The sequence below is a fragment of the Phaeobacter sp. JH20_37 genome, assembly GCF_048056015.1.
Taxonomy (GTDB): Bacteria; Pseudomonadota; Alphaproteobacteria; order Rhodobacterales; family Rhodobacteraceae; genus Phaeobacter; species Phaeobacter bryozoorum.
The window spans coordinates 1-14,827 of the sequence record NZ_JAYMWW010000002.1 but is presented as its reverse complement, the minus strand read 5'-3'; the positions used below and the strand labels follow the sequence as shown (position 1 = coordinate 14,827).

Genomic DNA, 14,827 nt, shown 5'->3' with positions numbered 1-14,827 from the left:
TCATGAGTGATTTCGATATCGATTTGGTGATGGGTCCGCGCCGGGCAGCGCGCGCGGCATGGATCGTTGCGGGCTGTTCCTGCGCCGTATCCGTGCTGTTGGCCCTGACCATTACGGTTATGTTGCCCCTGCGCGAAACCGAAGTGTTTACGGTCCTCGTCGACAGCACGTCGGGTGCAGCAGAACGCATCTACCAGGTTCAGCCAACCGGTATCACCGATGAGGAAGCGATCAAGGAGTCCCTGCTTGTCAGCTATATCAGCGACCGCGAAAGCTATTTCAGGAACGGCATTCAAGAACGGCTCGAAAGTGTCCAGCGGCGCTCCAGTGGGCCCGCCCGCGCCTCGCTGATAGAACTCTGGACCGCGGGGTCGGAGAATTATCCACCGCGCAGCTACGGCGCGAATGCGCAGGTCGATGTCCGCGTGCGGGCGATCACCTTCCTGCAGGATGAAGTGGCTCAGATCCGGTTCGACAAACGCCTCACCCGACCCAACCAGACCCCCGTCACGCAAACATTCATCGCCACCGTAGGGTTTGAGTTTGCCCCCCGCCGCGAACGCTCCCTGACACGCGTTTGGGAAAATCCCCTTGGCTTCTCGGTGACCGCTTACCGGGTCGATGCCGAAACACTGACACGAGAATAGTTCATGAAAACCTTTATAATTGCCATCGCAACGGTCGGCGGGTTGCTCGGAACGCCCGCTTTGGCCGAGCGCGCACCGGTCACCATGGGTCAGGACGCCCGCGTTCGCCACGTGACCTTCAATCCTACGGATGTGATCCGGATCGACACCCACCTTCGGGTAAACACGTCAATCGAACTCGGTCCCGGCGAACGGATCAATCAAGTCCTGATCGGTGACTCCGCGTCCTATGAAGTGGAGGTTCTGTCAAACCGCAATACGATCTCGATCAAGCCTGTCGAGGCACGGGCCGCGACAAACCTGACGATCTTTACCAACCGCCGCGCTGTCGCCTTCTATCTGACAGAGGGACGCTCGCGGACACAGTCTTTCCGGGTCGTCGTAAACTTTCCCGACGAGCGCCCCGCCGGGCGCCAGCTTGCGGCTGGAGGCCGAGATACCGGCTATCAGTTCGCGGGCAGCGGTGCGATCCGCCCGGTGCGGGTCTGGAATGATGGGCGCTCGACCTTCTTTGAATTCCGGCCCGGCGTGCGGCCCTCGATCTTCGGCTTGAACGCCCAGGGCTACGAGATCACCCAGAACAGCCAGACGCAAGGTGCGGTCGTGCGGGTCACCGGCGTGCGGGACGCCTACACGATCCGCATGGGCGACGATCATATCTGCATTACCCGTGAGACTGGTGGGTTCACGACCGAGGCTGCTGCCGTGGCCGCCCTGCGTGGACGGGAGTTCTGATCATGAGCGACGAGAAAACCGGGGAAAAGGAATATAGCTTCGCACCCAAGCGGCGCGCATCTCTCGGGCTCAGGCTTGGTTTGGGTGCATTGCTTCTGGCAGGGACCGCCATCATTGCCTACCCGCTTGTGCAAGGCAGCGGCATCACTTCTGCCGTTGAAACATCGAAAGCCGACGACTTTCAGGATCAGGTCGACGGTGACGGGTTCGGCCGCATGACAGTTGACGCTGAACCGACCGAACAAAGATCAGCGCCGAGGTTCGATCCCGGACCAATCGAGGATGAACTCGCGGCGCAGCGCCAAGCCCTCGAGGAACAGAACGCCAAGCTTGCGAGCGACGTGGTCGCCCTACAAGCCCAGTTGGCAAGACTGGCCGAGGCCCCTGCCCCCGACAATTCCGCCGAGCTGGCCGAAGCGCTGCGCTCGGTCCAGGAACAGAACACGGCGCTCATCGCCCAGATGCAAAGCGAGATGGACACCCGGTTGGCAGAAGCCGATCTTGAAGCGCAAAAACGTCTCGCTGATGAGGTTGCCGCACGCGCGCGTGTTGCCGATGGCCGGATGGAGCAGTTGATGGAGCAAATGCTCGGACTGCAGCGCCAGAACGACGCCCTGCAACAGCAGATCGATGACGGTATGAGTGACGCTCTACGCGCGCAAACCGAGCGGGATCAGCTCGCTGCCGAGGAAGCCGCGCGACGGGCTGAACTGGACCGTCGGCGTGCCGAGGCGGCGGCGCTGCGCGACACACAAATCCGGTCCGAAGGGGTGATCTTTGATGCGGGCGGCCAGACGGGCAGTCCGGCATCTGACCCTGAGAGGGGGCCCGCGGTCGGAGATGCGGCGGCGCGCGCCTTCGTGTTGGACGGTGCCCAGCCCGTTCAAGTCGCGACAGCGGAGGTAATCGCCAATCCTTCCAATACGGTTCTGCAGGGCACGCTCATTCAAGCGTCACTGGAAACCGCCATCGAATCCACATTGCCCGGACAGATTACCGCCATCGTGAACTACCCGGTCTGGAGTTTCGATCAGTCCCGCGTTCTCATTCCCGAAGGCTCCCGCCTCTTCGGGACCTACAATTCGAATGTCTCTTTGGGCCAGGCCCGCATTCTGGTTGGCTGGTCACGCATCGTCACACCCGAGGGGCAATCGGTTCAGCTCGCCGCATTTGGCGCGGACGATCAGGGCCGCTCGGGCGTGACGGGCTCCGTGAACTCCCGCTTTGGGCTGCGCTTTGGCACAGCCGCATTGCTCTCGATCATCGGCGCAGGACCGGCAATCGCCGCATCCGAGGCCAGCTCCGAGACCGGATCAGAAATTGCCGAGGATGTCGCGGGCAGTTTTTCGCAGGCCACCAATGCGGTGATCGGCGAATATACCACCCTGCCTCCGGTTATTTCGGTCCAGCCAGGTGCTGCGATCAGTGTGATCGTCGACCGTGATCTCGAGTTCTATTGAGTGCGTTTCAGGTTCGACAAAATAATCATGTGCCGAAACACGCGTTCGACCGAAGGGAGAGGCCGCGTGTCTCAAAGCAACACAAACCTGAAACACACGGGCGGCCAGCCATGAACCCGACGGCAGAAAAAGCCAGTTTTCTTTCGACCTATCTAAAACCTCTGGCTGCACCGATCGCCGATCCCTGCGTGGTCGAAATAGCGGTCAATCCCGATGGAAAGGTCTGGGTGGAAACCCGGGGGGCTGAGCATATGGTCGGCCTCGAAGGTGTGTTTTTCTCCCCTTCCCAAGCTCGGGACCTTGCAACATCCATTGCCAGCGCCACCCACGGACAGATCAGCGAGAAAAAGCCGCTCGTCTCCGGCAAGATCGAGATGAACGGCAAGCCGATCCGGGCACAGGTCGTCTATCCACCGGTCGTGGATGGCGGGCCGTCGATCACCTTGCGCCGCTACAGTGAAGACCAACTCACCTTGGGCGACATCGGTCTGTTGCACGGTGGACTGGTGGATTTGGATGCCGAACGACAGGCAAAAGCCGAACGGGTGATCGCACTGACCGAGGCGGGGGATATTCGAACCGCCATGAAACTCTGCATCGATGAGCGGTTGAACATCATGATCAGCGGCGGGACGTCCACGGGCAAAACGACTTTTGCCCGGGCACTTCTCGCGCTGGTGACCGAGGCGGAACGTATCGTGACCATCGAGGACGCATTCGAGCTCTTTCCTCCACAGCCCAATCGCGCGATGCTCAAGGCTGACCGTATCCCCTCAAGTGAGCGCACCGCGGCCAAATTGCTGGAGACCTCTTTGCGCATGCGTCCTGACCGGATCATTCTTGGCGAGTTGCGCGGCGATGAGTGCAAGACCTTCCTCGACGCGATCAACACCGGCCATTCAGGCTCTTTCACCACAATTCACGCCGATACCGCGCAGAAGGCGCTCGACCGCCTTGCCCTCATGGTCATGTCGGTGGGCATCAATATGAGTTTTGAGGAGGTAAGGCGCTATGCCGCGTCCAGCATCGATGTCGTGGTGCAGCTTGGTCGGAAAGACGGAAGACGTGGGGTCGAACAGGTGTGGGTGCCTGGCAAGTCAGGTCAGGCGATCGGCTCGGACCTGAAACGCATGTAGCCCTTAGCGACATTTCGCTTGACTTTGTCGGAAATGTCGCCCATAGCTACACCATGAAGCAGATCAGCTATACGAAGGTCGCAATCAAAATGTTGCGCCGAATGCCCGAGAACACTGCCGCGCTGATCCGCTCCAAGATTGAGGCTTATGCGCAAGACCCTTCATCGCAGGCCAACAATGTGAAGTCCCTCAAGGGTCGGGAGGGTATTCGCCTAAGGGTAGGCGATTGGCGTGTTATTATGGATGAGCAAGGCAATGTCCTGGCTGTTCTGGATATAGGACCCCGTGGCGGAATCTATGACTGAAAGGACATGACATGAACGAGATGGTGACGATCCCCCGCGAAGAATACGACCGCCTGCAGGCTGCGGCTGAAGATCTGGCTGATCTGCAGAGCTATGACCGTACCAAGGCAGCGCTGGCAGCGGGAGAAGAAGAGCTTGTCCCATCGGACTTCGTGAATCGCCTGCTGAATGGCGAAAACGCCCTGCGTGTTTACCGAGACCTGCGGGGCCTGACACAGGCAGCGCTGGCCGAGAAGGCGGGCGTGAACCGCGTCACCGTGGCCGAGATCGAAACCGGCCGCAAGCAAGGTTCGGTCACAACCCTGCGCGCATTGGCAAGCGCCCTCGACGTCACGCTCGACGACTTGGCGGACTGAAGCCAGCCCTTTCCAAACAGTTCAGTGATCAGCACCACGGACTGCGAGAAAAGCAGTCAGGCCTCATTCCCAGGATTCAAGGCGACGCCTGCTCCAACAAGGTTGAAGAGCGCGCCCGACCACCGAAACGTGTTTTCTTTGGCTGTGCCCTAGCGGCTTCTGCGTATCCCTGTAGCGCGCCTGTATAGGTCTGTACCGCAGTCTCGAATTCCTTGTCGCCCATGGAGATCGCCGCGGGTGCTGCAGGTTCTGAATGCTCGAGGGTGATTTTCTTCGGCCTGTTCGAGACTGGCGCAGCAGCAGGAGGATAGGGCAAGGCATGCCCCTGCCGTGCTTTGTCGATCTCCTCAAAATGCCGGTCCGCATAGTAACGGATGTGATCCGCCTTGATGGGATATTGCCCCTCGGGCAGGACAAGGACCTTGTCGAGCGGGAAACGCAGCAATTCAGCGGGGGATACCAGCGCCCGTTCTTCCGAGCGACGGCTGATATTTGCGCTTTCCGAGAGCTTGCGCACGGTTGCCTGTGATCTGGTCTTGCCCACGATCGTGCGCTTGCCGAGGGCTGCGGACAGCACGTCGGCGGTGCGATCATCCTGCGGGGTCATGTAGATCTGCACACCCGCACCGGCCTGCAGCGCGCGGCGGTCGGTTTCGCCATAGATGCCCTCAAGACCGGGGATCGACTGCGAGATGATAAAGAGCCGCCCGCCATAGGAACGAATGGTCTTGATGCTCTGCAAGACCAGGGGTTGTTTGCCCAGTTGGTCGAATTCATCCATCAGGAACATGACGGGATGTGGCTCGTCCGGTCCGGGATGCGCGCGCTGCAGACATGCGATGGCATCGGCGAACAGGAGCCGGATCAGGGGGGCCAGTGTTTTCAGGTGCTCCGGCTGCACGACAATATAGAGCGACTGTGGTTCTCGTCGGAACGTGCCGAAGTCGAAATCGCTTACCTGTGTTGCCCGGTCCACCGCCGGATCGAGCCAGAGCTCCAATCCGGCCCCGCGGATCACACTGACATAGGAATCGAGAATCTTGTCCACTTCGTCGGCCATGCTCAGGAAAATCTCTGCCACCACCGGGTTTGCGGTCTGCATCGCGGCCCGTTTGTAGAATTCCTTTTTATTGCCGCCGCCAGTCATGATCCGCAGCGCCTCACCGATCGTCGGCTTGCCGGTCTCGATAGCGTAGAGGCAAGACGCCACGAACAGGCTGCGTCCGGCCTGGAAAAAGCTCTGCGCGTTCACGCTTTCGACGATGAGGAACAAATCCGCCATGGTGTTGACGGCGGTGTATTGCTGCTCGGGGCTGGGCAGATCGGCAATGCGCTGGAGAGGATTGAACCGGTGCGTGCGGGTCAGGACGGGCCCGTTCTTGCCCTCGGGCTGAACGTAGTCATAGGGCGAAAAGTACCAGACCTGATTGTTCAGCGCCTTTTGGCGGTGGATGGATGTCTTCTCGAAATTCTCGCCCTTGACGTCGAGGATCACGGCGCTGCCCTGGAAGTGCAAAAGGTTCGGTAAAACGAAGCCTACCCCTTTGCCCCGGCCCGTTGGTGCGATCATCATTGCGTGCGGGAAGCGATCTGGCGTGGCAGACACGAAAGGCGCGCGGGACGCAGGTGACCCGAGCTTGCCGAACAGAAAGCCGTTCTGGGAAAGAGATGCCGACATACGGTTGCGGCGGAGCTCGGGACGCGACTGGAAATGCGCATCATCATAATCGGTGAGCGACCCGCGATGAACGGATGTCGCTCCTGTCGCCGCCAGAAGCAGGGCAGGAAGTGCCGTGATGAGCCACGCAGTATGTTCCACCGCAGGGTTTGCCTTGATCCGAGGATCAGACAGATTGAGCAGCCAAAGTTCAAAAATATCGAACCCACCCAGGTCTTCGCCAAATCGCGCCATCAGATAAAGCGTGGCGATCGCGGCACCGATCCAGGTGCCAACACCGAGACCGAGCAGGATGGCGATCGGATACCGCCAACGGCTTTCCATTGCATGCAGCATGTTTTGAATCCTCTAGAGGCCGTAATCGCCACTGGTATCGTCCCGGTCCCGCCCCCGCTCCTCGGCGCGCTCGAAAGCCTCGATCCGGGTCCGATAGGTGGCGGCGGGTTCGCTGTCGCGGCCGGCAATGTCATCACCCGCATCCACCGCGGCGATGGCCTTTAGCTCCGAGAACACGGCTTGTCGCAGACCAGGGTCTTCGATGCGGTCCATGAGCGGATCGATCCGGCCCGCTGCCAGCTGATCCATATCCCCGTCGCGCAGGTCTTGCCGCACGTCGGAGATCAGCTTGTCCAGCGTGGCGATGTCGGCAAGGCGGCTGCCCTGCCCCGCGCCGAGAATGTCCTGACGCGCCAAATCCGCCAAAAGATCACGATCCATGTGCAGCCCCGCAAAAACATCACGCGCGCGCGCCTGCAGGTCGCGTTCGAGCCCAAGCCAGTCCGAGCGCTCCTGTGCGTCCACTGGGCGTGAGGCTTCGAGTTGCGCCTCGCTGCGATGGGGTGCGGTGAAACGGGCAGCGACTTCTTCGATGCTGCTGCCCGCCTCCTCGAGCCGTGCCTCCATCGGTGCCAGAACTCGCGCCAATTCCGCTCGGAAACGACCCAGTGCAGCATCGGCCTCGGCCGAGAGCGGATTGCCCTCCTCTGCTGCCCGTGCGGCCAGCCCCGCAATCCCCTGCACTCTGTAGGGATCGCGCTCGGGCGACACCGATGAAGAATGATCCGCAAGAAAGTCGCGGCCCAGAAGCGTGCCCATTTCGCGGGCCTTCCCCGCAAAGAGCTGTTCCAGTTCGACCTTTTCGGCACCGGGAGCCATGTCCTGAATGGCGCTCCACGCGGTGTCGGCTTCCGCTTGCAATGTCTCGCGGGCGGCGATCAGACGACCGATCACATCCGCTCCGGCAGCGGGGATATCAACCCCTTCGGCAAACCCTTCTTTCACCGGCATTCCTTTCATCAAGTTGGTGGCGGCAAGCTCTGCGCCCTCCGCGATGCGCCCCATCCATCCATCCGGAGGGGTGTCGGCCTCCAGGCCCATCCCCGCAAGTTGCGCCAGCTGCCGATACCCCTCGGCGTGTCTGCGTATCTCGGCCTCTCGCAGAGCGCGGCTTTCAGGATCCAGCGGGGCAACCACTGGCTCCCGTCCCTCCTTGCGGGCCGCCTGCAAATCAGTGTCCCGCGGGGCGTTTTCCATGATGCCGCGCGACAGACGGGAAGAGGCGTTCAGCACCAGCCCGTGCTCGCCCGCGATCTGCGCATGCAGCTCGCGCATCATGTCATAGCTGATCTCGGAATGGCGGCTGATCGAGAGGAACTTGCCGTCCTCCATCCCGACCTTGTCGACAAGAACATGGGCATGCACATGATCTGTGTTGCAATGAAGGGCCGCCACATACCGATATCGATCCCGGTAATCCCCGCCGAACACCTCCTGCGCCCATTCGCGCGAGATGGCTTCCGCCAACTCCGCCTCGGTTCCCTTGGGAAAGGACAGGATGATGTGATCGGTGTGACCGCGTTTCGGCGCCCCGCACCAGGAAGCACTCCAATCGGCAATGACATTTTCCATGCCGCGCTCGCCAAAGGCACGATCGATGCCGATCTGGTTCGACCAGGCTGCGACCCGCGCCTCGTCGCGCAGAATGTATTTCATCTGTCGACGTAACTCTTTGGGCGAATGACACCCGCCCGTGCCGACCCGCTTCACCACGCTTTGCGGCACCCGCAGCGCGTTCCAGGACATTGCCGCAACTGCCCCGCCGGACGTGCCACGCCGACGGCCCGGCGATACGCGCGCCTCGCCCGCCATGGCTGCAGACCGCCGCCCCACATGAGGCAGTATCTCGCCTAATACCGCCTGCTGGAGGGTGCGTGCTTCAGCCATCGCGCTGCCCCTCCCCAACGTCCCGAAGATCGGACACCCGGACGAAGGACCCGCGCAGCGAGGCCGCGCGCAAAGCCTGCACAGCCCGGGCAACCTCTTCGGCCCGATCCGCAAGCCGACCGACTAGTGCCGCGTCGCGCGCGTTCCACCGCAGCTTGCCCGCATGGGCAAGCTTCAGCATCTGCACAAGATTGCGCGCCAAGGCATTGAGCTGATTGGCCGACGCCTTGAGCGCCGTGACCTCGTCCCGGCGAAACGCGACAATGCCGGATGACAGACGGATCATGTGGCGGAGCAAACCCGACGTGCTCATGCCCGTCTCGGCCACAAGCGCCTCGAATGCTTCGGCCTCACGGGCGGACACCCGAACCTGCAGCACGCGGCCCTTTGTGGTTCGATCCGTCACCACACCGCGCGCCCGCACGCGGGCGACAGTGGGCCGGGAGCAGCCAACACGCACGGCGATCTCCCCATCGCCAAGCCCTTGCGCGGCAAGCCGGAGAACCTCCTGTCGGGCTATGTTGGAGAGGCGTTTGGACATAGGCGGCAAGATTTATCACTAGATAGTTTTTGTAAACACGAAAACTCTAATGAGTCGCCGCACAAGTTTTGTCATACACAATACCGTTCCTGTCAACGTCCCTTCGGTCCGTTGTCGCACCTTCGGTGATCAGCAGGCAGGGCCTTGGCCATGCCTGCTGTAAACCCCACGCGACAACGAACAGACCGAAGGGACACCGCCTCCCCCGCGCCGCGGATCCGGGACCCCAGCCCGGATCCTGAACAGGCGCGGGAATGACGTCGGCGCAGCCGACACGATATCCCTTCATTGGCGTTGAATGCTCAAAGGGGTTCTCCCGGAAGGAGAAGAAGACCTTGTGGGATTGGAACGCCTGCGCAGCACCGTGCGTATCACCTCGGCGCTGATACGGATAGTCGATGGTCAGGTGACCCGACACCTCGAAGGCTGATGGCAGCATTGGGAAATTGCCACAACGACGCGATGGCGAAAAGGATGGACGCTGCAATCACGGTCGGCGTGAGTGACCTGCTGACCAATTGACCGAACGCGTACGCAGATGATCGCCAAAACAGCACATCGCCTCAGCAGATACACATCTGTCTGACCCAAAGGTTGAACGTCTGTATCGCGCAAGGTCTGGACGCCATCCCGAGGCATCGCCATAACGGCACAAAATATACGTTATGGAGACATTGAATGCTTGTTGTGACGGCCATCTCCGCGAAGGGCGGTTCGGGAAAGACAACTCTCATACAGATGCTTGCGTCCGCCATGCTCGCACGCGGCCGCCGTGTGCATGTCATGGATGCGGATGCTGACAAGCAAATCCTCGAATGGGAATCAAAAAGCGCGCGCGCCGACTTCGGTGATCTGCCACGCCTTCCATGGCCCGCAGGCTTGACCGTGGCCGATGCCCCCGAGACCGTTGAAGGCCTTTACCACGCGCTGGACAGCTTTGAGGCTGAAGGTGTGGATCTGGTTTTGATCGACACCCGCCCCGGCGAGCATCCCGACACCGAAACACTGGCGCTGTCCTGCGACATGATCCTGGTGCCGGCCGTGCCGGTACAATCGGATTTCGTGGCGGCCCTGAAAACCCTGACATGGGTTATGCGCATGATCGAGACCCTCGGACCGGATGACCCCGCCCCGCTGTTTTCCGCGGTATTGATGAACGCGGACAAACGCGCGATCGATTTCGTGACCGCAGGCGATGACTTTGAGCGTGATGCGGCAAGACGCAGGGTTCACCGGCAGGACCTTGAGGTCTTCGAGGTGATTTCCACCATGCCACTTCTGCCCACGCCGGTGCCTCATCTCACTGCGATCCAGCGCATGCCGCTGACCGGACCGCTGGGATACGTGCGGGACATTTATGAACAGGATCTTCGTCATCGGTTGCAGGCGGGGCATCTTTCCTCCGCCCTCGCCTTATGCAGTGAGATCCTTGGCGACATCGAGGCCATGGTGGATGCTGCCAATGGCTAGGAAGATTCCAAACCGGTCCGGGACCGCTATATCGAACGAAGACAGGCTGGCGCGGTCGCGGCAGTTCGCCACGAGCGCCACGAAATATGCCGCGTTCGATCAGAGTACGGCGGAAGCGGTCGCGACAGAAGGCCCAGCGGTAAAATCAGTGGTCAAGAATGAACCCCGGAAAGGGGAAAAGGCAGCCGCGGCTGAAACGGCGCGCATCAACTCGGGGGTATCCACCCAGCCGGTGGCGGATGATGCTTGCAGCACTCGCACCGAAGCGCAGTCTCGAACCTATTACGTGCGCATCGGAGCTGAGGATCAGGCACGGATTGAGGCGCTGGCAGAACGATCTGGCCTTGATCCGGACTACGTTCGGCGTGCCTTGATCAAAGCGGTTCGCGCCCGCATGCAAAACCTGCGCGACACCGCGACCTGGCATGAGGTTGCCTCCGCTGCACGACCACGCCTGGCCGAGTCCAAAGGCACTGGTGCCCCCTTCATGAAATCGATGATCAGGCTCGACGCCGCCCATGTGGCGGCGTTGCAGACAAGCATTGATGACCCGCTCAACGTCTATGGGGTGACGCAACTGTTATCCGCATTCGGCAAGGCGCTGCTTCACTCCGAGATCGAAGAGCTCGCTCAAAAGATCAGCGGCATCGAAGCCCGGGCAGCGCGTCCTGATCCAGCGTAAAGGCATCGCGTGCGGTCACGACAGCAATCTGACCGCCCGCCTCGATCATATCGATGAGCTGTGCCCATTCGGCAGGATCAGCATCTCGTTGCGTTGCGATCCCGTCCTGCACAGAAAAGGCCGCCTGCTCTCCGGTCGCCGCGAGAAAGACAATGCGTTGTGGCGCTTTGTCATCGCTGTGACGCGACAAAAAGTACGCATGACTCTCGTTTGGGTTGTAGACACGGTCAGGATCGCAAACTAAGAGCAAGGTCCCGTCGTTTGCAGTCGCAGCGTAGGTCTCCAGACCTCGCGACAAGCCGATCTCCCACTCGGCAGCGACAGCCGATGAAGCCGCGCCCAGAAAGAGCGCAATATGTAGAGGCCTGTAAAGCAAGTTACTAAACTCCGTTTTGTGTTGGCCAAGCATATATAGGGACAGGCAGATACCTGCCACCAGATTACTGCGGCTCCGACCAAATGGAGGTCAGGAGAAGAGCATGAAGAAGTATGCGGGATACCCCGTCGAAGTCATTTGGACGACGGTAAACGGTGAAGACGTCGAGGTCGGCGTCGTATTCCAATGGAGCTGCGGCATGCGCCGTACCAGATGGTCCGATGACTTTGATCAGGCGGACGGCGCGAACCTGAGGTACGAGCCCTATGAGGACGCGGGATAGACCGCCTCCAGCCCTAAAATGCTCGCAAGCGACCGGAGCAGGACACGATTGTGATCCGGGCCAATGACACCGAGAGAGGGAACACGCGGGGCAGAGATCGTTGCAAAGGCGACGACGGTTTGTAACGCTGCCAAAGAAGACCGATAGGAGACCCATGAGATGAAAGAGATTTTCAACGTTGGCGAGACAATCTTGCTGGACGGCGCGCCGCTTGCACTGGTGACCCCCGATGGCGTCAAGGCCTGGATCGAAGACGGCGTTCAGCACAGCTTTCGCTATGACCAAGTGCGCGATCCGCTCAGCGGCCAGATGAAATACCGCTGCCTCTACGAGAAGAACGGGTCGGATATGCCGTTCGTGCTGGTAGGCAACCCTGACAGTGAAGAAGGCGCGCACGTTATTCTGTTCGACCAGAAGCCAGACGCATAGCCCTTCGGAATCTTATGCCAAGTGGCGAAGACTAGAGCCCCTCGGTTTCGCCCGGCGGCAGCGTCCGCCTTGCAAGAGGGATGCAGACCCGTCAGGGCTGAAAGCGGATCGTGAAGGCCACCATGTGGCAAACGACTTGGGGTGGCTCAGGATGAGACAGATCAAGACGTATTGGCACAGGAAGACAGCAAGGTCGGAATTCAGGGCGGAGCCTCAGCAGCCCGGCCCCGCTTACAGGGCTTGCCCATGTTGAAACCTTCACCATTGTAGACAGTCATGCACATCGCAGCATGGACGCCTATTTCGCAGGTGCAGCATCGTGTTCGGCCCAAAGCCGACGTCCAGCTGCCAATTCGAATGCTGCGCTGCGGCCCGTCGAAGCCGCCGTTCGCCGCAGACGCGAAATCGAGAAGTCGACGAACTGGAAGTCTGCGGACAAAGTTCACTTTCGCGGCGCGGCAGAAATCATCCAATCTTCCTGCACTTTGCCGCAGAAACGAACGCAAATTAAGTTGTTGAAACAGTGCACATCATCACGCAGCTTAAACGTGATTAAAACAAAACGCCGTGGGACCGTTATGGCTGCAAGTACGAAGGAATTGGCTCCACTCTCTGACCCTCGCCTTACGAGGGTACGCACTGACGCAGAAATCGACGCGGCGGTTGTATTGGTTTGGGAGTTCTTCGGCTTTCTGCGAGTCCGCTATCCTGATCTTGGAGACGCGCACGACCGCTACATCGAAGAACAGGACGTGGCCGGTGGACTTGCCGATTTTCGCAGTGTGTTCCTGCCACCGAAAGGAGAATGCCTGATCGCTCGTGCTGATAACGAGTTCGTCGGCATCGTCATGCTGAAGCCGCGGTCAGACGGAGTTTGCGAACTGAACCGAATGTTCGTTCGCGAAAGCGCCCGAGGTCAAGGACTTGGCCGGGCGCTGGCGGCTGCGATGATCGACGAAGCGCGATCTCTAGGGTACCGCGAGATTGCGCTAGGCGCTCTTTCTCGGCATGTCGAGGCGCTGCCGCTTTACCGCTCGCTCGGGTTTCGCCCCGACGGCGACGGAGTGCCTATCGGCGCGGCGGACGCTCGCGCTATCGCAATGTCGCGTCTTCTTTAAGTTCGAGACAATCTTCGTTCTGCCTCGAAGAATCCCTCGCGATTCGATCTGACCGCATTGGGCTCGTTGCGGCCATCGGAGCAACCGCGGCATCCTACTAGTTGGCCCAGATCTCGGCGACAAGGACGGCCCAAAGGAGACCCCGAGCCTGGGCTTTCGATGTTGCGACAGCAGCCCACATTGCTGCCATTAGCTACGAGTGCAAATCAACGGATTCGCTCCGACGCGCAGTTGCGTGATTCCGGATGTGTGTCTCATCCGCATTCCTCGGCAGTTGTGATGAGCTGAAAACCCTCCCTTATCAAATCGCCCTAAGCCCTCCCCTAGGCGCTGACGTGAGACACCAGTACGAAATACATCGCGAGGAGTTAGTCCGCCTTCCGGGCGCTGGAACCGCGCAAGACAACCGTGAAGCCAAGGTCAACTCGCGCTGGATCTGTGGGATTGCCTGGGGCAAGAGCGTCTACGATGGTGCTGATAGCCAAGCGTCCGATCTCATAGCGCGGTGTTGCGATCGACGTCAGCCCGGGGTTCATCTGTTTGCTCATTTCAAGGTCATTGAAGCCGCAGATTCCGAATTCTTCCGGTATCTTGATCCCGCGTCTCTGGGCTTCCAGAAGCGCGCCGATTGCCAAGTCGTCATTGTTGCAGAAGATCGCGTCAGAATCCGGGGCGCGCACGAGAAGTTCGCGCAACAACTCTGCGCCCAAGCTCACCGATGATGCGGTGGAGGTAACAATCACCCGCTTCGATCGTTGCGAATCGTCTGTGTCATTCAGTGCGTCATTGAACCCGGCCAGGCGCCGTTGCGTTCGCGGATCCATCCGTGCGCCAAGAAAACCGATTCTCCGATAACCCCGGTCTCTCAGATGACGCGCGGCAGCAGCACCCGCTTCGTAATGCGAAAAACCGATCATGTTTCCTTCTGCGGAAGCGTCATAATCCATGATCTGGATGACCGGGCAGTCGGCTTCTCGCAGCATGCTCTTCGAGATCTCGGTCTGGTCCAGCCCCGCCACGATAAGCCCGGCAGGTTTCTGACGCAGGAACTTCCCGATGAGTATCTCTTCGGTGAGGGGGCGATACCGGAAGTTACCGATTTGTATAGAGAAGGGGTGGCTCTCGGCTTCGTCGTATATGCCGCGGAGAACTTCAGCGAATACGCTGTTTGTAAGGGACGGGATCAACAATCCGATTACATCGGTACGGTTTGAAGCAAGCGCTGAAGCGGCCGCATCGGGGACGTAACCCAGCTTTTCAACGGCGGCTTCTACCTTCAGCCTCGACCTTTCGGAAACGACGTGAGGTGTGCGAATGACGCGCGATACGGTGATCGCGCTAACACCAGCTTCCCGGGCGACATCCACGAGCGTAACGCTATTTTTTTT

At 60.1% G+C, this 14,827-nt stretch carries 16 protein-coding genes; 11 read left to right on the top strand and 5 right to left on the bottom strand.

Translation table 11 applies throughout. From position 1 onward, the window contains the following. Positions 1–2: 2 nt before the first annotated feature. From VWZ87_RS01125 to VWZ87_RS01100, 6 genes are all read left to right on the top strand, one after another. The gene (locus tag VWZ87_RS01125; protein ID WP_238373086.1) at positions 3–647 is read left to right on the top strand and encodes a virB8 family protein; all 645 of its coding nucleotides are present in this window, start codon (positions 3–5) and stop codon (positions 645–647) included. Between the two features lie 3 nt (positions 648–650). Further along, positions 651–1,382, top strand: a complete 732-nt coding sequence (locus VWZ87_RS01120) for a TrbG/VirB9 family P-type conjugative transfer protein (protein ID WP_111550066.1) — start codon at positions 651–653, stop codon at positions 1,380–1,382. Positions 1,383–1,384: 2 nt separating this feature from the next. Next, entirely contained in the window at positions 1,385–2,842 is a 1,458-nt protein-coding gene (locus tag VWZ87_RS01115) for a TrbI/VirB10 family protein (RefSeq protein ID WP_416536830.1), read from the top strand. A gap of 110 nt (positions 2,843–2,952) precedes the next feature. Continuing rightward, on the top strand, positions 2,953–3,978 hold the full coding sequence (gene virB11, locus VWZ87_RS01110) for a P-type DNA transfer ATPase VirB11 (protein ID WP_416536831.1): 1,026 nt from the start codon (positions 2,953–2,955) through the stop codon (positions 3,976–3,978). 53 nt (positions 3,979–4,031) lie between these two features. Further along, the gene (locus VWZ87_RS01105) at positions 4,032–4,283 is read left to right on the top strand and encodes a type II toxin-antitoxin system RelE family toxin (RefSeq protein WP_416536832.1); all 252 of its coding nucleotides are present in this window, start codon (positions 4,032–4,034) and stop codon (positions 4,281–4,283) included. Positions 4,284–4,294: 11 nt separating this feature from the next. After that, positions 4,295–4,639 (top strand): helix-turn-helix transcriptional regulator, encoded by a 345-nt coding sequence (locus VWZ87_RS01100; RefSeq protein WP_416536833.1) that lies wholly within the window; start codon positions 4,295–4,297, stop codon positions 4,637–4,639. Between the two features lie 76 nt (positions 4,640–4,715). On the opposite strand, the gene VWZ87_RS01095 is transcribed toward VWZ87_RS01100, so the two are convergent. Genes VWZ87_RS01095 through VWZ87_RS01085 form a run of 3 tightly spaced genes read right to left on the bottom strand, consistent with a single transcriptional unit; the run spans position 4,716 to position 9,081 of the window. After that, positions 4,716–6,653, bottom strand: coding sequence for a type IV secretory system conjugative DNA transfer family protein (locus VWZ87_RS01095; RefSeq protein ID WP_416536834.1), 1,938 nt, complete (start codon positions 6,651–6,653; stop codon positions 4,716–4,718). Between the two features lie 12 nt (positions 6,654–6,665). Continuing rightward, complete coding sequence (locus VWZ87_RS01090) at positions 6,666–8,540, bottom strand: relaxase/mobilization nuclease domain-containing protein (protein ID WP_416536835.1); 1,875 nt, start codon at positions 8,538–8,540, stop codon at positions 6,666–6,668. Then, complete coding sequence (locus VWZ87_RS01085) at positions 8,533–9,081, bottom strand: helix-turn-helix domain-containing protein (protein WP_380716391.1); 549 nt, start codon at positions 9,079–9,081, stop codon at positions 8,533–8,535. The genes VWZ87_RS01090 and VWZ87_RS01085 overlap by 8 nt, the downstream gene beginning before the upstream one ends. Positions 9,082–9,759: 678 nt before the next feature. On the opposite strand from VWZ87_RS01085, the gene VWZ87_RS01080 reads away from it, so the two are divergent. Then, positions 9,760–10,551, top strand: a complete 792-nt coding sequence (locus VWZ87_RS01080) for an AAA family ATPase (RefSeq protein ID WP_416536836.1) — start codon at positions 9,760–9,762, stop codon at positions 10,549–10,551. Next, positions 10,544–11,233: a hypothetical protein gene (locus VWZ87_RS01075; RefSeq protein WP_416536837.1), complete on the top strand. Its 690-nt coding sequence runs from the start codon at positions 10,544–10,546 to the stop codon at positions 11,231–11,233. The genes VWZ87_RS01080 and VWZ87_RS01075 overlap by 8 nt, the downstream gene beginning before the upstream one ends. On the opposite strand, the gene VWZ87_RS01070 is transcribed toward VWZ87_RS01075, so the two are convergent. Next, on the bottom strand, positions 11,190–11,669 hold the full coding sequence (locus tag VWZ87_RS01070) for a hypothetical protein (protein WP_209273878.1): 480 nt from the start codon (positions 11,667–11,669) through the stop codon (positions 11,190–11,192). The two genes, VWZ87_RS01075 and VWZ87_RS01070, sit on opposite strands and share 44 nt — an antisense overlap. A 43-nt stretch (positions 11,670–11,712) precedes the next feature. Here VWZ87_RS01070 and VWZ87_RS01065 point away from each other — a divergent pair, with 43 nt between their 5' ends. The 3 genes from VWZ87_RS01065 to VWZ87_RS01055 all read left to right on the top strand — a co-directional run bounded on the left by VWZ87_RS01065 (position 11,713) and on the right by VWZ87_RS01055 (position 13,439). After that, positions 11,713–11,892, top strand: a complete 180-nt coding sequence (locus VWZ87_RS01065) for a hypothetical protein (RefSeq protein ID WP_068247264.1) — start codon at positions 11,713–11,715, stop codon at positions 11,890–11,892. Positions 11,893–12,051: 159 nt separating this feature from the next. Further along, positions 12,052–12,321 (top strand): hypothetical protein, encoded by a 270-nt coding sequence (locus VWZ87_RS01060; RefSeq protein ID WP_111369352.1) that lies wholly within the window; start codon positions 12,052–12,054, stop codon positions 12,319–12,321. 290 nt (positions 12,322–12,611) lie between these two features. After that, a complete protein-coding gene (locus VWZ87_RS01055; RefSeq protein WP_416539512.1) occupies positions 12,612–13,439 on the top strand; it encodes a GNAT family N-acetyltransferase in 828 nt (275 codons plus the stop codon). A gap of 368 nt (positions 13,440–13,807) precedes the next feature. Here the strand turns inward: VWZ87_RS01055 and VWZ87_RS01050 are convergent. Beyond that, the coding region (locus tag VWZ87_RS01050; RefSeq protein WP_416600998.1) for a LacI family DNA-binding transcriptional regulator at positions 13,808–14,827 on the bottom strand (1,020 nt) is incomplete at its 5' end.

What these genes read in the sequence shown, in the direction of transcription:
- VWZ87_RS01125 (WP_238373086.1), top strand. Translation starts at nt 3, where the DNA reads ATGAGTGATTTCGATATCGATTTGGTGATGGGTCCGCGCCGGGCAGCG.
- VWZ87_RS01120 (WP_111550066.1), top strand. Translation starts at nt 651, where the DNA reads ATGAAAACCTTTATAATTGCCATCGCAACGGTCGGCGGGTTGCTCGGA.
- VWZ87_RS01115 (WP_416536830.1), top strand. Translation starts at nt 1,385, where the DNA reads ATGAGCGACGAGAAAACCGGGGAAAAGGAATATAGCTTCGCACCCAAG.
- virB11 (WP_416536831.1), top strand. Translation starts at nt 2,953, where the DNA reads ATGAACCCGACGGCAGAAAAAGCCAGTTTTCTTTCGACCTATCTAAAA.
- VWZ87_RS01105 (WP_416536832.1), top strand. Translation starts at nt 4,032, where the DNA reads ATGAAGCAGATCAGCTATACGAAGGTCGCAATCAAAATGTTGCGCCGA.
- VWZ87_RS01100 (WP_416536833.1), top strand. Translation starts at nt 4,295, where the DNA reads ATGAACGAGATGGTGACGATCCCCCGCGAAGAATACGACCGCCTGCAG.
- VWZ87_RS01095 (WP_416536834.1), bottom strand. Translation starts at nt 6,653, where the DNA reads ATGCTGCATGCAATGGAAAGCCGTTGGCGGTATCCGATCGCCATCCTG.
- VWZ87_RS01090 (WP_416536835.1), bottom strand. Translation starts at nt 8,540, where the DNA reads ATGGCTGAAGCACGCACCCTCCAGCAGGCGGTATTAGGCGAGATACTG.
- VWZ87_RS01085 (WP_380716391.1), bottom strand. Translation starts at nt 9,081, where the DNA reads ATGTCCAAACGCCTCTCCAACATAGCCCGACAGGAGGTTCTCCGGCTT.
- VWZ87_RS01080 (WP_416536836.1), top strand. Translation starts at nt 9,760, where the DNA reads ATGCTTGTTGTGACGGCCATCTCCGCGAAGGGCGGTTCGGGAAAGACA.
- VWZ87_RS01075 (WP_416536837.1), top strand. Translation starts at nt 10,544, where the DNA reads ATGGCTAGGAAGATTCCAAACCGGTCCGGGACCGCTATATCGAACGAA.
- VWZ87_RS01065 (WP_068247264.1), top strand. Translation starts at nt 11,713, where the DNA reads ATGAAGAAGTATGCGGGATACCCCGTCGAAGTCATTTGGACGACGGTA.
- VWZ87_RS01060 (WP_111369352.1), top strand. Translation starts at nt 12,052, where the DNA reads ATGAAAGAGATTTTCAACGTTGGCGAGACAATCTTGCTGGACGGCGCG.
- VWZ87_RS01055 (WP_416539512.1), top strand. Translation starts at nt 12,612, where the DNA reads ATGGACGCCTATTTCGCAGGTGCAGCATCGTGTTCGGCCCAAAGCCGA.